This window comes from Actinotignum sp. UMB0459, assembly GCF_051905915.1.
Taxonomy (GTDB): domain Bacteria; phylum Actinomycetota; class Actinomycetes; order Actinomycetales; family Actinomycetaceae; genus Actinotignum; species Actinotignum sanguinis.
On record NZ_JBQAIK010000016.1, the window covers coordinates 88,533 to 102,952 of the forward strand.

General features: G+C 53.7%; 12 protein-coding genes. 10 read left to right on the top strand and 2 right to left on the bottom strand.

Features of this window, described 5'->3' with window-relative positions; genetic code table 11:
* Positions 1-264: 264 nt before the first annotated feature.
* Positions 265-1,575, bottom strand: coding sequence for an ROK family protein (locus ACTFPK_RS05800; protein ID WP_439911302.1), 1,311 nt, complete (start codon positions 1,573-1,575; stop codon positions 265-267).
* 115 nt (positions 1,576-1,690) lie between these two features.
* On the opposite strand from ACTFPK_RS05800, the gene ACTFPK_RS05805 reads away from it, so the two are divergent.
* The 7 genes from ACTFPK_RS05805 (at position 1,691) to ACTFPK_RS05835 (ending at position 9,603) form a co-directional block, all read left to right on the top strand.
* Complete coding sequence (locus ACTFPK_RS05805; protein ID WP_439911319.1) at positions 1,691-3,124, top strand: xylulokinase; 1,434 nt, start codon at positions 1,691-1,693, stop codon at positions 3,122-3,124.
* An 8-nt stretch (positions 3,125-3,132) separates the two neighbouring features.
* Complete coding sequence (locus ACTFPK_RS05810; RefSeq protein WP_439911303.1) at positions 3,133-4,197, top strand: autoinducer 2 ABC transporter substrate-binding protein; 1,065 nt, start codon at positions 3,133-3,135, stop codon at positions 4,195-4,197.
* An 11-nt stretch (positions 4,198-4,208) separates the two neighbouring features.
* On the top strand, positions 4,209-5,711 hold the full coding sequence (locus ACTFPK_RS05815; RefSeq protein WP_439911304.1) for a sugar ABC transporter ATP-binding protein: 1,503 nt from the start codon (positions 4,209-4,211) through the stop codon (positions 5,709-5,711).
* Positions 5,711-6,721 carry an ABC transporter permease gene (locus ACTFPK_RS05820; RefSeq protein WP_439911305.1) on the top strand — a complete coding sequence of 337 codons (1,011 nt, stop codon included), beginning with the start codon at positions 5,711-5,713 and terminating at the stop codon, positions 6,719-6,721. Before ACTFPK_RS05815 ends, ACTFPK_RS05820 begins: the two co-directional genes overlap by 1 nt.
* Positions 6,722-6,733: 12 nt before the next feature.
* Positions 6,734-7,744: an ABC transporter permease gene (locus ACTFPK_RS05825; protein WP_439911306.1), complete on the top strand. Its 1,011-nt coding sequence runs from the start codon at positions 6,734-6,736 to the stop codon at positions 7,742-7,744.
* 8 nt (positions 7,745-7,752) lie between these two features.
* Entirely contained in the window at positions 7,753-8,313 is a 561-nt protein-coding gene (locus ACTFPK_RS05830) for an SIS domain-containing protein (protein ID WP_439911308.1), read from the top strand.
* A gap of 210 nt (positions 8,314-8,523) precedes the next feature.
* Positions 8,524-9,603, top strand: a complete 1,080-nt coding sequence (locus ACTFPK_RS05835; RefSeq protein WP_439911310.1) for a 2,3-butanediol dehydrogenase — start codon at positions 8,524-8,526, stop codon at positions 9,601-9,603.
* Positions 9,604-9,674: 71 nt separating this feature from the next.
* Here ACTFPK_RS05835 and ACTFPK_RS05840 read toward each other — a convergent pair whose 3' ends face one another.
* The gene (locus ACTFPK_RS05840; RefSeq protein ID WP_279058673.1) at positions 9,675-10,484 is read right to left on the bottom strand and encodes a serine hydrolase domain-containing protein; all 810 of its coding nucleotides are present in this window, start codon (positions 10,482-10,484) and stop codon (positions 9,675-9,677) included.
* Between the two features lie 148 nt (positions 10,485-10,632).
* Between ACTFPK_RS05840 and ACTFPK_RS05845 the strand changes: the two genes are divergently transcribed.
* The 3 genes from ACTFPK_RS05845 to ACTFPK_RS05855 all read left to right on the top strand — a co-directional run bounded on the left by ACTFPK_RS05845 (position 10,633) and on the right by ACTFPK_RS05855 (position 14,379).
* Complete coding sequence (locus ACTFPK_RS05845) at positions 10,633-12,063, top strand: GntT/GntP/DsdX family permease (RefSeq protein ID WP_274734492.1); 1,431 nt, start codon at positions 10,633-10,635, stop codon at positions 12,061-12,063.
* 94 nt (positions 12,064-12,157) lie between these two features.
* Positions 12,158-13,504: a D-serine ammonia-lyase gene (locus ACTFPK_RS05850; RefSeq protein ID WP_439911312.1), complete on the top strand. Its 1,347-nt coding sequence runs from the start codon at positions 12,158-12,160 to the stop codon at positions 13,502-13,504.
* Between the two features lie 122 nt (positions 13,505-13,626).
* Entirely contained in the window at positions 13,627-14,379 is a 753-nt protein-coding gene (locus ACTFPK_RS05855; RefSeq protein ID WP_274734489.1) for a helix-turn-helix transcriptional regulator, read from the top strand.
* Positions 14,380-14,420: the final 41 nt, after the last annotated feature.

The following is a 14,420-nucleotide window of genomic DNA, read 5'->3' on the forward strand; positions in this document are numbered from 1 at the left end:
CCCCCCCCCCCCCCCCCCCCCCCCCCCGGACTTTAATAAAAAAAACCGCCCCCCGCCGCCCCACAACCCCCCCATAAAAAAAGATTACTAATATATGGACTCCCCCGTAGCTAAGGTTGTTTGCGCTGATGGTACTGCACTCGGTGGGGTGTGGGAGAGTAGGTTGCTGCCGCCATGTTTCTTGTTGTGTGTGGGGTGTTACTCGGTTGGGGTAACACCCCACACGCGTTTAACTAGCGAGGCAAGACGCATATAATAATAAACCTATTCAATGTCCACGAAAATTTCGTTCGTGTTGCGGATTGAGACGTATTTGAGCGATTCGGTAGAAGGTGCCTGCCAGTTCTCAGGTTGTTGGATAAATGAAGATAAGCATTGCCAGGCAGCACCAATTGATGTCGCATGTGTTTCGACAAGGGCCTTGTTTACCCGTATCGGCTTCCATTGGCTCGTGAGGACCGATGAGTTTAGTTGCTTTTCTACACGTTGAGAAAAGTGGTCATAGAGCTGGGCGTAGAACCCACCGAGTATCACGTCTTGTACGTCGACGATGCTGATGTACGTAGCAAGGGCCCTGCTCAGGTAGGTGCTAGCGTTTCCAATGGCCCTTGTTGAAATCCTTTCACCTTTTGACAAGGAGGACAGAAGATGGCCGATAGTCGCGTCGGTAGGTAAGCCCGCTGCGCGCAGTATCGTACTCGGTCCAGCGAAAAGCTCTAAGCATCCTTGTAGGCCGCAAGGACACTGTGGCCCATCTATTTCAGCAGGTGTGTGTCCGATTTCGCCGCTCCAGCCATTCACGCCACGGTGCAATGATGCCTTCTCGATAAGTGCGGCACCAAGGCCAGAGGTTCCTGCAACGTAGACGTAGTTTTTTGTCTCGTCGTTTAGCTTCGTGCGGCACACGTTTTCGGCGATAGCGGCGTACGAGACGGAATTGTCAAAAGTAGTTACTGGTAAAACTGGCGATTGGTTGGTTAGGCTCGTTCGGATATCGACGTTGCTCCAGCCTAAGTTTGGCACTACATTGGCAATTCCAGTACCTTTCGTAATGATTCCGGGTACTCCGCATGCTATTCCAATAAGTGCTAACTTAGACGCATTGATCTTGTTGGTCAACGATTCCAGGGTGGCTGCTAGTTCCGAAATCACTCTATTTGGGCTCGAGAGATCGAAAACTGGCCCTATATATTCTTCTGCAATGACGTCTCCGGTGAGGTCGAGAACGCATGCTTCGATGCCTTCGACTCCTATTTCTGCGCCAATAGCGACATGTGTGTGAGGCGCGGGTCTTAAAGGTGTGACAGGTCTTCCCGTTCCAACCGAGACTTGGTTGTCTTCTACCACTAACCCGACCTTAATTAGATAGTCGACAAGTCTGGCGACGGTGGATTTATTCAGGTGGGTTGTACGTGCGAGTTCGGCGCGTGATGGCGGCTCGGGTGCGAGTACAATGGCGTCCGCCAATAATCGGAGGTTGAAGTTCCGCATGGATTCCGGGCTAACACCACTTTTTCTGTGCGTGGTGTTGCTGGCCGGTTTGGTTCGCGGCGAGTCAGTACTGTTATCAGCCATAAGCCTCCGAAAGATCTAGCACGAATCTAATTGACATGCATGGCTATTGCAAGCTTGACAGGAAGCGCAAACGGGAATATGTTGTTTAAAACACCAAAGGGGGTGAGTGATCGCGATGAGGCGACTAGTAGCAGGGGTTGATTCGTCTACACAGTCATGCAAAATCATGATCAGAGATGCTGATACGGGCGCGTTAGTTAGATCTGGAATTGCGCGTCATAAGTCTGGTACGGAGATTGATCCGATGGTTTGGTTTGAAGCTTTTCACGAGGCTGCGAAGCAAGCTGGTGGGTTGGAGGATATTTCCGCACTTTCGATTGCGGGTCAGCAGCATGGATTGGTATGTATTGACTCGGACGGCTCCGTAGTTCGCAAAGCGCTTCTATGGAATGATGTTAGATCCGCTGAGGACGCCCAAGACCTGATTGTCGAAATGGGTGAGGGTAACCGCGAAATGGGCGCGGAAAGGTGGGCTGGGCGCATCGGTTCGGTTCCGGTAGCTTCGCTCACTATCAGTAAACTCCGCTGGTTAGCTAAGGCTGAACCGCAGCATCTCGGAGAGGTAGCAGCAATCGCATTACCACACGATTGGTTGAGCTGGAAAGTTAGTGGCTCTACCAATATTGAAGATCTTAAAACAGATCGGTCCGAGGCTTCTGGAACGGGTTATTTTGATCCGGTATCAAATCAGTACCAGCGAGATTTACTCAAAATGGCTGGTGGATCATCGCTTGACAGAGTTACCCTCCCTAAGGTCCTCCGTCCTAACGAAGCCGCGAGCAATGCGCCGATCGGAGATGGGCTTCTCATTGGTCCTGGTGCGGGAGATAACGCCGGTGCGGCATTGGGGCTTAACCTTCGGCCGGGGGAGCTTAGTTTGTCGCTCGGGACCTCTGGGGTGGTTTCATTAGTGTCGACCTCTCCGACGCAGGATCCGTCCGGTATGGTTACGGGATTTGCTGATGCTAGAGGAGACTATCTTCCGCTCGCCTGCACCCTTAATGCATCCAGAGTTCTCGATGCTGTAGGTCTCATGCTTGGAGTTGATCACGAGGGACTTAGCAGGCTGGCACTATCAGCGCCTCCGGGTGCCGAGGGGCTGGTGCTTGTACCTTATTTCGATGGTGAACGAACTCCGAATCTTCCTTGCGCCACAGGCTCGATGCTAGGAATAACCGGAAAGAACTTGACGCCGCAGAACATCGCGAGAGCGTCTATCGAAGGGGTTCTATGCAGCGTAAATGTGGGCATTGAAGCTATGAGACAACTCGGAGTCCCTGTAGATCGTATAAACCTTATCGGTGGTGGGGCACGTATCAACGCCGTGAAACGTATAGCGCCTTCGGTACTAGGTATGCCGGTTACAGTTCCTGAGTTTGGTGAATATGTAGCTGACGGAGCGGCGCGTCAGGCTGCGTGGGTTTTGCATGGCGGGGAAACACCACCTGAGTGGACGCCTCGAATGTCTTCGGAATTTGATTCCAGGCATGAACCTTTTATCGTCCAGCGGTATATGGATGCGTGCGGAAATTATATAGAGAGTCAGTAACTAACTAGTTGGCAGGTTATGCCACAAAAATCAAAGGAGATAATCATGGGGAAAAGTTTTGGGCTGCAGCCTGCGCTACCCTCGTTTCGTTGTCGCTGACAGCGTGTGGTGGCGGTATTGTTGGCGGTGGAAAAAACTCCGGGAACGATGATGTGAAAAACATCGTTTTAGTCGCCAAGCAAGAGGGCATTCCTTGGTTTGACGACATGCGGAGTGGTGTAGAGAAGTTCGGTAAAGATCATGAGGGCAAGGTATCTGCTCGTCAGATCGCCCCTGATAGTGGCGATCCGGCAAAACAGGCACAGATGATCTCAGACCTCCTTAGCCAAGATGTTGATGCGATTGTGGTAGTTCCTAATGATCCGCAAGCACTTCAGCCTGTGATCAAACAAGCCCGCGAGAAGGGCATTGTCGTAATTTCTCATGAAGCATCAAATATTGCCGAGAATGTCGATTATGACATTGAGGCGTTCGACAATAAGACCTTCGGTGAGGCTTTTGCTGAAAATGTAGCACAAGGTATGGGAGGGAAAGGTCAGCTTGCTGCTGTTGTCGGCTCCCACACAATGGAAACACACATGGCGTGGTATAACGCAGCCGTGAAATATCTGGAAAAGAATTATCCAGAAATAGAATTGGTTTCAGCACAACCGTATGAGGATAACAACGACGATGCGAAAGCTCGGGCTGTCGCTACTGAAATTCTGAATACTTATCCCGATTTGAAGGGTTTCATCGGTACTTCGGTATCTGCGGGAGCGAATATGGCTGCGGTGCTGCAAGAGCGAAATAATAAGAATGTTGCCGTTTCGACTCTGGGGATTCCCTCGGTAACGATGCCCTATATCGAGAGTGGTTGGGTCTATTATGCGCAAACGTGGCGTCCTGCTGATGCTGGATATGCTGCCTGCGAGTTGGCTTTGCAAAAACTTGAAGGGCAAGAGATTAAGACTGGTTCCACGCTGAAAAGTCCTGGTTATGAATCTGTTTCAGTTGATGGACAGATGGTGTACGGAGAAGCTCCACTTATCCTTAAAAAGGGTGACTTCTCCGACGGGAAATACCCGTTCTGATTGGAGTTATTGTGGATGTAGCGTTGAGTGCCAATCATATAACCAAGAGTTTTGGTGGGGTAACCGCGCTTGACGATGTGTCACTGGACATTCTTCCCGGCGAGGTGCATTGCTTTGCCGGGGAGAATGGCAGTGGCAAGTCAACCATGGTAAAAATAATGTCTGGCGCTTTGGCCTCTGATAGCGGCGAAATTAGCATCATGGGTGAGGCAATGCCGAATCTTTCTGCCCGGCAGGCAACGGGCGCAGGAGTTGGTGTAATCTACCAGGATTTGTCCCTATTTCCGACAATGAGTGTTTCGGACAACATTGCCCTACCTTCACTTGCGCACCATAAGGTAAAAATGATCAGAGCCGAGCGACTTGAAAAAATTGCCAGTGACTCGCTTGCTCAAATTGGTGCTGATATAGATCTCCGAACGCCAGTCGAAAAACTCTCCATGGCGAAGCGACAACAGGTAGCGATCGCCAGAGCGTTGGCGCTCAAAGCAACAATTATATTCATGGATGAACCGACAACTGCGCTAACTTCGGTTGAAGTCAGCCATTTGCTTGATACCATTCTTCATCTAAAGGCTCAAGGTGTTGCGACTATCTTCATTTCGCACAAACTTGATGAAGTTATGCAGGTTTCAGATCGCATTACTGTATTCCGGAGTGGGAAGAAGGTCGGTACGTATCCAGCAAAAGATATGACGCCCAAGTCGCTTTCTGCACTTATGACAGGGCGCGACGTGGAGTTCGGACACCCGGGTCACAGCGAACCAGGCTCGGAGGTGTTGTCGTTCGAGGATGTTCAGGCTTTCCGGGTGAATGGAGCAACCCTCAGTGTTCACAAGGGAGAAGTTGTAGGGCTTGGCGGCTTGTTAGGTTCGGGACGAACCGAACTTGCATTGGCTGCATTTGGTCTAAACCCGATCTCTGCTGGGAAGGTTTTTCTTGATGGTGAACAAGTAGCCCTGAAGAATCCCTCAGATGCGATTGCAAAAGGAATAGCGCTGGTGCCTGAAGATAGACAGGTGCAAGGTCTCTTTAATCCAATGTCGTTATCGAAGAACATGGTGGCGAATGTCCTTCCGGTGATGACGACAAAAGCTGACGTTCTGGACGGTCGAAGAATTAACGAAGTGACAGGACGGATGCTTGAGAGCTTCAAGGTGAATACACGAAATGCCGATCTACCAGTTTCGGCTTTGAGTGGCGGTAATCAACAGAAAATTGTCCTTGGAAAAACAGCTGTTTCGAATCCGAAAGTGCTGATCCTCGATTCTCCTACTGTAGGAGTAGATGTTGGAGCCAAGAGCCAAATCTACGAATTGATCAGGGAACTTTCCACACAAGGTGTTGGCATTCTTGTTATCTCGGATGAAGAAGAGGAGCTCTTGGCTGTGTGTAACAGAATATATGTTATGCAAGAAGGGCGGATTACGGCTGAGTTGTTTGATGATTCCTTAAAGCCCGGTTTTTCCTCAATTTATAGGGACGCTCATCTAAATACCGATGAGGAGAACTGATGACCAATTTAACCAATGTTTTGAAACAACGACGGATGGAAGTAGCCCTGATTGTCATAATCGTCGGGTATTCGTTCGTAGTTTCAATGATCAACCCTACGTTCTTCTCGCTATCAACAGTGGGTGATATTTTACGAAATGGCTCGCCCATGGCTACTGTTGCGGTCGGTGTGACGCTGATTATGTTAGCTGGGGGAATTGATGTCTCATTCCCTGCCGTAGCTATCACGTCAGGTTACTGTGCCGTTCGGCTCAGTGTTGCTCTTTCGCTTGATTCACTTTTGTTTATTTTCCTTGTGGCATTTGTTGTTGCAGTGCTCTTGGAGCTGGTGAACGCTATTTTAGTTCATTGGACGAAGTTGCCGACTTTCATTATTACATTGGGTACATCGTCGGTATTCTATGGTGCGGCAACTACAATAATCGGAACGAAACCGGTTACGTTGAGCGAATTACCGACATCTTTAATTGGTTTTGGTACATGGAATATTTGGTCGACTGAAGTGAATGGCCAGTCGGTTGGGATTCCTGGAGTGGTCTTAGTTCCGTTGGCAGCGTTTGTCGCTGGATGGCTAGTTTTGAGCAAAACGACGCTTGGATTAAGTGTATATGCGCTGGGGAATTCGGAAGAGTGTGTGCGTAGGGCTGGTATATCACCGCTGTCGATCCGGTTATTCCTTTATCCTTTCATGGGAGTGCTGGCCGCTTCAATGTCGATTGTGTCGTTTGCTAATCTTCGATTTGTTGACCCGACTTCACTCATGGGGACGGAATTGTTGGTCATCGCTGCAGTGGTAATCGGCGGAACGCGGGCTACCGGTGGTGCTGGTTCCCTTCTTGGTACTTTCTTAGGGGTAATGTTGATACAACTTCTGAGTGGGACTCTTGTATTTTTGGGAATTCCATCGGCATGGAACAACCTCTTCATTGGCGTAATTATGCTAATCGCTGTTTGCTTTATCTATTTCAATGAGAAACGTTCTAAGCTGCGTGTCCTAGATTTCAGCTAAGGGGTAAGTCTAATGAAGAAGTTTAGGAATTTAGATCTAGGTAGCCAAGTTTTATTCGCTTTCGCTGGCTTTATTTTGGCGCTTTTTGCCGTACTGCTAGGTAACCAGCTATTCAACGGTTTTACTTTGCAATCCATGGGTTTCCAAATCGCCGAGTTCATGTTTCTGGCGTTGGGAATGGCGATAGTGATGCTGACTGGTGGCATTGATTTGTCAATTGTGGCAAATATGAATCTCTGTGCCGTGATAGTTGCATTCATTTTAAGTGGCTCTGTGGAAGGGAACTCACTCGGTCTGATCGTTATAGCGGTTGTGTGTGCGATTGCTGCCGGCAGTCTTCTTGGATTTATCAACGGTAGGATTATCTCTCAGTTTGGGGTCAATCCCATTGTGGCAACTCTGGGAAGTCAGTTACTTTTCTTGGGTGTCGCATCAGGCATCACGAATGGTGCGTCGGTTGGAGTGAAAGTAGCGAGTTTTAGTGAGCTGGGAACTTTCACACTCCTCAGGGTTCCGTTTATTTTTCTCTTGGGCTGTATAGGGTATCTAATCTGCGCTTTCTATTTGTCAAAAACTTCGCGCGGGCAACGTATCTACTATTACGGGACTAGCCCAACCGCTGCGCTTTTTAGTGGTCAAAGGGTGGGGAACACCGTTGTCGGTGCCTATGTGATATCTGGATTGATGGCCGCCTTCGCCGGGATTATCATGGTTGCTCGAGTGAATTCAGCGCGAGTTGGCTTTGGTGAAACGTATCTTTTGCAAGCGTTGCTTGTTGTGGTACTTGCTGGTTTCCATCCCTTTGGCGGCAGGGGAAAGATTTCGAATCTACTTGTTGGTGTGATGATCCTTCAGGTTCTTCAATCCGGTTTTACAATTATGAACTTCAGTCCATTTGCGAAGAATTTGGTCTGGGGTGGCACGCTGATTTTCGTTGTGTGTGTTGAACGCGCGCTATCAGCGAGGCGGAAAAGTATTCGTAAGTCAAAAAAGTCCAGTTCGAAAATGACGAGTAAGAGTTAGGGGCATTGATGAAAGCGGCACGGAGTGCTGAGACCACGTTAGCTGAGCTCGGCCATGTTTTTGAAGAGTTTGATTGGAGTCAGGTCCCCTCGGTTCTGGCTGCGTTGAAAGTCGCCAATAGGGTAATTGTTGCAGGTGTTGGTCGGGAAGGGCTTGCAATTCGGTCTTTTGGAATGCGTCTTATGCATCTCGGTCTGAATTGCAATTGGGTATGGGACGACTCGGCTCCGAACCTGGGGCCGGGAGATCTCGTCGTTATGGTCAATGGGTCTGGCCAAATCTCCCATTTATTAGAGGTATTACGATTGGCGGCGGGTTCCGGGGCTACAACAATCTGCCTGAGTGGAACTGCCGAGGTGACGGACGCTTCTAAAATTGCGGATCAAACGGTATTTTTGCCCGCTGCAACGTATCTTGCCCAAGGAAAGTCGGTGCATTCGCACCAGCCGATGGGGACTCTGTTTGAAACTGCTCTATGGGTTTTGTTTGACTCCATGGTGCAGCAGTTACATGATGAGTTAGGAGTGGGCTACGAAGAGATGGCCTCGCGCCATCGAAACTATGAATAACGAGGACGATTTCGTCACGTTGAACAAATGGTTGGGGCTGGTCTTCTTTGTTGTAGGTGCATTTGGTCTGCATGCCCTCCAGCCCTGAAAGCAAGGGCGTGTCTCCAATCCAGCGTCAAGCGTAAAAAGTGGCCTGGACCTCAAAAATGCGTCGTCGTAGAGTAAACTAAAAGGCGCGCAACCGCGCACGGTCTACCCAATGGAGGAGATATGAAAGCAGCGCGTTACTACGGTAATCACGACATTCGCATCGAAGATATCGAAGAGCAGCCGCTAGAGCCCGGCACTGTGCGGGTCAAGGTTGCTTGGTGCGGTATCTGTGGAACCGACCTTCACGAATATCTCGACGGCCCCATCTTCTGTCCCGCGGAAGGCCATCCTCATCCGATTTCCGGTGAGGAAGTACCGGTCACCCTCGGGCACGAAATGTCCGGCGTCGTCGCCGAAGTAGGCGAAGGCGTGACGGACCTTGCAGCTGGCGACCACGTCGTCGTCGAACCGTATATTATCCGCGATAGCGTGGACACCGGACCGGAATCGACCACTTACCACCTGTCCCCCGATATGAACTTCATCGGTCTGGGCGGCCGCGGTGGTGGGCTTGCCGAAAACATTGTCGTCAAGCGGCGCTGGGTTCACAAAATCCCGAATAACATCCCGCTCGACCAAGCCGCGCTCATCGAGCCGCTTTCCGTGGCCGTGCACGGCGTGGATCGCGGCGACGTCAAGGAAGGCGACTTCGCTCTGGTGGGCGGTGCCGGTCCCATCGGTGTGCTGTGCTGCGCGGTCCTCAAGGCCAAGGGGCTTACGGTCGCGGTGTCGGAACTCTCCGAGCTGCGCCGCCAGCGCGCCGTCGATGCCGGCGTGGTCGACTACGCTTGGGATCCCCGCGAAGTAGATATTGTGGAGGAAACCAAGAAGCTCACCGGTGGTGTCGGTGCCAATGTTGCCTTCGAATGCACCTCGGTGGACGTGGTACTCAACCAGCTCATCGCGGCGCTCGGGCCGCGCGGCGTGCTCGTCAATATGTCCATCTGGGGACACCAGCCGAATATTGATATGCACTCCGTGGTCATGAAGGAACTGGATGTGCGCGGCGTCATCGCCTACGTGAACACCCACCCGCAAACAATTGAACTGGTTGCCTCGGGTAAGATCGACGTCTCCCCGTTCATCACCGGCAAGATCAACCTGGAAGACCTCGTAGACAAGGGCTTCGATACCCTCATCAACCGCAACGAAACCGCGGTTAAGATTCTCGTTTCCCCGAACGGCGAAGGTGAAGAATAAAACCGTAGCTCTCTGAGCGAGTTCCTTAGAAATAGCGCCCGTGGTAGGAACACCTGCCGTGGGCGCTATTTTTATAGGCCGCGCATCTCCTCGGTTAGTGCCGGCCAGAACTTTCGGTGTTCGCGCCCGAAAGCTTGAGCGCCCAGAAATACCCCGGCCTTGCCGAGCTCCGGATCTACCCATAGGAACGAACCTGATTGACCGAAATGGCCGAAGGTGCGCGGCGAAAACGACGGGCCTGTCCAGTGGGGATGTTTCTCCCCGCGGATCTCCATGCCCAAACCCCAGGTATTATTGCGCTGCCACCCGTAGCCGGGCAGCAAGCCGGGCAATCCATCAAAATGCACGGCGCGGGCGTAGCGTGCTAACTCCGGAGAAATAAGACGCGGCCGCAGCAACTCCCCGGAAAAACGCGCCAAGTCACGCAGATTCCCCACCGCCGAATAAGCAGGGCTCGCCTCCACCGCAACCGAACTCAGGCGCAGCGGCTCAATAACAACACGGCGCACCCAATTCTGAATCGACATCCCGGTCTGATGCTCCAAATAATCACCGAGCACCTCAAAACCGTAATTCGAATAAATGCGTTTCTCCTCTACGCCCGCTCGTACCGGCCCTTCCTCCTCCGGCAAACCGGAAGCATGCGCGAGAAGATGGACAACCGTGGCGCCGGGAGGGCCCGCCGGATCGTCAAAATCCGCCAGGCCGCGCTCCACCGCAATAAGGGTCGCCCAGGCCACCAGCAGCTTCGTTACCGACATGTAGGGATATATTTCCCGCGTATTCCCATAAGAAAAAGTGCAGCGCCCGGCAGCGTCGACAACTCCGAGCGCGTGCGGGAACGAAAAAGAATCCGAAGCGAGGCGGTTATCCACAGGCATGGTTCAAGTGTGCCATGCCCGCGGAAAACTTCGGGCTGGTGCAAGCTGCGCCACAGCGTGATAATAAACTTATCATGATGACAAAAGTATCTTCGTGTGTGTAGGCTGGGAATAGGCCACACTGATGTGGCGCTAACGGGAGGTTATGATGACCCTAGGAACCGGAGGGCTGATCGCAGTCCTCATCGCCGCGATTGTGCTCGTTGTTGTGCTCATCGTCGGCTTGAAATTACACGGCTCGATCGCCCTGACCATCGCGGCGATTACTGTCGCGCTGGTCACGGGCGTGAAGCCCGCGGAAGTGGGCGATGTACTCGAACAAGGCGTGGGCGGAACCCTCGGATTCCTTGTTCTTATTATTGGCTTCGGCGCAATTCTCGGGAAAATGCTGGAAGTATCCGGCGGAGCCGAACGTCTCGCCAAGGGGATGCTTCGGGTTTTCGGTGAGAAACGCGCCCCGATTGTTATGTCATTCCTCGGCTTGATTGCCGGTATTCCGGTCTTCGTGGAAGTGGGCTTCGTGCTCCTGGTTCCCCTCGTTTTCGTGGTGGCCAAGGAAGTGGGGTGCTCGAAGATCCGGGTAGGAGTGCCGCTGGCTATCTCCCTCATGGTGGTCCACTGCATCCTGCCCCCGCACCCCGCCGCTACCGCTATCGCGGGCACCCTCGGCGCAGATATCGGCATGGTTATTATGCTCGGTCTTATTGTGGGGATCCCGGCCGCTCTTATCGGCGGCCCGCTTTACACCGGAATTGGGCTGCGTCAGCTTGAACGTGCTCACGTTGCTGCGCGCGCCGGCCAGGTAAGCGGCGTCGTCGCCGCAGAAAAACCGGGCCACGAACCGAGCGAGGCACATAGTGACGCGCTTGCTGCGGGCGAAACCATCCTCAAAGATGATGCAGCGGAGCGCACCTTGCCCGGTTTCGGGATTACTCTCCTCACGATTCTGCTGCCCCTCATTATTATGGTGTGCCGCACCGTTGCGGATCAGACCCTTCCGGAGGAAAACGGCGTGCGCCAATTCGTGGACCTCGTAGGTAACCCGATTTTGGCGCTCCTCATTTCGGTGATTTTCGCGTACTTCTCGCTGGGGATTTCGCGGGGCAAGTCGCTTTCGGATCTGTCGTCGGTGACCGATTCTTCTTTCGCGCCCATCGGTGGGGTGCTCCTCATTATCGGTGCGGGCGGTGCCTTCAACGCGGTGCTGATGGCCTCTGGTATGGACAAGGCCATCGCGGGCGCCATGGGAAGCTTGCCGGTCAGCCCGCTTATCCTCGCCTGGCTCATCGCTATCGTGCTGCACTTCGCGGTAGGTAGCGCCACCGTCGCCATGATTTCCGCGGCCGGTATTGTGCTGCCGATGCTGCAAGCATCCCCGGATCTCAGTCCCGCGCTTATGGCTATCGCCGTGGGCGCCGGCGCCATCGGTCTCACCCACGTAACCGATTCGCTCTTCTGGCTGTACAAGGAATACATGGGCATCTCGGTGGGGGATGCGCTCAAGACCCTCACCGTGGGTACCACTATTGCCTCGGTGGTGGCCCTGTGCATGACCATGCTGCTTCATCTCGTCATCTAAAGGCCGCGTGGAGTAGGGCTGCGGTTTGCGCTGAGATGGCGTAGAAGTGGCGCCTCGCACTTATCTACTAACTAATCTGAGAAAGGACTCAGTCATGACAACTATCGCTGGAAAAACTCTCGAGCAATGGGTGGAGGACTACCTGCTTATTCAGGACCTCGTGGATCTCAAGGTCGCGGACTGGTTCAATCCGGAGGTGCTGCCGGCCGCGGAAGGTCTGGCAAAGGTCGGCCTCACCGTGGCTGATGTGGACGACGCCGCAGCGCGCCTCAAGCGCTGGGCCCCCTACCTCAAGCAGGTTTTCCCTGCCGCCCGCCCCACGGCTGGCATCCTGGAATCCCCGCTGGTGGCGGTTCCTACCATGCAGGCTCAGCTCGCCGAACGAAAGGGAGTGGAGATCCCGGGCCAGCTGTGGGCGAAACTTGATTCCCACCTGCCCATTTCCGGATCGATCAAGGCCCGCGGCGGGGTTTACGAAGTACTCAAGCACGCCGAAGAACTCGCGCTGGAAGCCGGCCTCATCACCCTTGAGGATGACTACCGCAAGCTGGATACCGAAGAAGCGCGAAAGTTCTTCTCCCAATACAAGGTGGCGGTGGGTTCCACCGGCAACCTGGGGTTATCCATCGGGATTATGTCCGCCCAGCTAGGTTTCCAGGCTTCGGTGCATATGTCCGCCGATGCTCGCCAGTGGAAGAAGGATAAGCTCCGCTCCCACGGCGTGAACGTGGTGGAATACGAATCGGATTACTCGGTTGCGGTGGCGCAGGGCCGCAAGGAAGCCGAATCGGATCCCACCGCCTACTTCGTGGACGATGAGAATTCCCCCTCGCTCTTCCTCGGTTACGCGGTGGCCGCGCGCCGCCTGCAAGGCCAATTCCAGTCCCTGGATGTCACGGTGGATGCCGAGCATCCGCTCATCGCCTACCTCCCCTGCGGGGTGGGTGGTGGCCCGGGCGGCGTTGCTTTCGGCCTCAAAACCGTTTTCGGCGACAACGTCCACTGCATCTTCGCTGAGCCGACCCATTCGCCCTCGATGTTCCTCGGCGTTATGACCGGCAAGCATGACGAGATCGCGGTGCAAGATTTCGGTATTGATAACCTCACTGCCGCGGACGGCCTGGCCTGCGGGCGTCCCTCGGCTTTCGTGGGTTCGCGCATGCAGTACCTCATCGACGGCTACTACACCGTTGAGGACCAGACCATGTACGAAAACGTGGCGCTCCTGGCCCACACCGAGGGCCTGCGCATCGAGCCTTCCTCCTCGACCTCCTTCGAGGGCCCCTTCCACGTGCTCGCCGCGAGCGAATACCTGGAGCGGGCGGGGCTCACCCCGGAGAAGCTCGCGGGTGCCACGCACCTCACGTGGATTACCGGCGGCAATATGGTTCCGGATAAGGAGATGGATTCCTACATCGCCAAGGGCGAAGAAACCCTGTAAAGCGGGGTAAAAAATCGGGGGTGCCACTCACTGTAGTGCGCACCCCCGCACTATGCCCGTCATTTAAGATATTTTGTCAGAAGATACAGTAATGGGGCCGTACGGAGGAAGGAGCCGGTGCCATGGAGTCGGCGGAATACGAAGCGATATCCGACGAGGTAATCTCCCGCGAGGTAATCTCCCGCGAGGTGACCTCCGGCAAAGCGATATCCCGGGAAGATAGCGAATATGTGGCCTCTTTCAAGCCGCTGGTCGAATTCCTCGGGGTGGCGCTGGGGGAGAGCACCGAGGTTGTGCTCCACGATGTGAGCGACCTCGACCATTCGGTTATCGCCATCGCCAACTCGCATGTCACCCAGCGTACTGTGGGCTCCCCGGCCACCGATCTCATGTTGCGGGTGCTGCGTGCCGGCGAAGGAACCACGGCCGATTACCTCACCGGTTACGAAGCGATTACGCCGGGTCGCGCGCGCACCTTGCGTTCGTCCACATTTTTTATACGACGACGGGGCCGCATCATTGGGATGCTCTGCCTTAATTCTGACCAAACCGTGCTGCGGCAACTGGACGAAACTGTCAAAAAAATTTCGGCCTTGTATTTCCCCAATCCCGAACGGCGCAAGGAGGCGACGGAGGAAAAGCCGGAAATTTTGGCATCCTCCGTTGCTGATATGAAAACGGCTGCCATGGAGTCGGTGCTTTCGCGCTATCACGTATCGGTGGACCACCTCACCCAAGCCGAACGCCTGGAAGTGGTGCGTTCGCTCGACGAGGATGGATTCTTCCAGCTGCGCGGTGCGGTAACCGACCTGGCGCTCGCGATGAATCTTTCCGAGCCCACCGTATATCGATATTTGCGCCAGGCGCGAGCTTGAGCGGCCGGCCCGGGGCCCTCGGCATGTTTCGGGACCTGCGA

Excerpts from the sequence above, each read along its gene's own strand:
- ACTFPK_RS05850 (WP_439911312.1), top strand. The coding sequence starts at position 12,158 with ATGACAACTATCGCTGGAAAAACTCTCGAGCAATGGGTGGAGGACTAC.
- ACTFPK_RS05800 (WP_439911302.1), bottom strand. The coding sequence starts at position 1,575 with ATGGCTGATAACAGTACTGACTCGCCGCGAACCAAACCGGCCAGCAAC.
- ACTFPK_RS05805 (WP_439911319.1), top strand. The coding sequence starts at position 1,691 with ATGAGGCGACTAGTAGCAGGGGTTGATTCGTCTACACAGTCATGCAAA.
- ACTFPK_RS05825 (WP_439911306.1), top strand. The coding sequence starts at position 6,734 with ATGAAGAAGTTTAGGAATTTAGATCTAGGTAGCCAAGTTTTATTCGCT.
- ACTFPK_RS05820 (WP_439911305.1), top strand. The coding sequence starts at position 5,711 with ATGACCAATTTAACCAATGTTTTGAAACAACGACGGATGGAAGTAGCC.
- ACTFPK_RS05845 (WP_274734492.1), top strand. The coding sequence starts at position 10,633 with ATGACCCTAGGAACCGGAGGGCTGATCGCAGTCCTCATCGCCGCGATT.
- ACTFPK_RS05830 (WP_439911308.1), top strand. The coding sequence starts at position 7,753 with ATGAAAGCGGCACGGAGTGCTGAGACCACGTTAGCTGAGCTCGGCCAT.
- ACTFPK_RS05855 (WP_274734489.1), top strand. The coding sequence starts at position 13,627 with ATGGAGTCGGCGGAATACGAAGCGATATCCGACGAGGTAATCTCCCGC.
- ACTFPK_RS05840 (WP_279058673.1), bottom strand. The coding sequence starts at position 10,484 with ATGCCTGTGGATAACCGCCTCGCTTCGGATTCTTTTTCGTTCCCGCAC.
- ACTFPK_RS05835 (WP_439911310.1), top strand. The coding sequence starts at position 8,524 with ATGAAAGCAGCGCGTTACTACGGTAATCACGACATTCGCATCGAAGAT.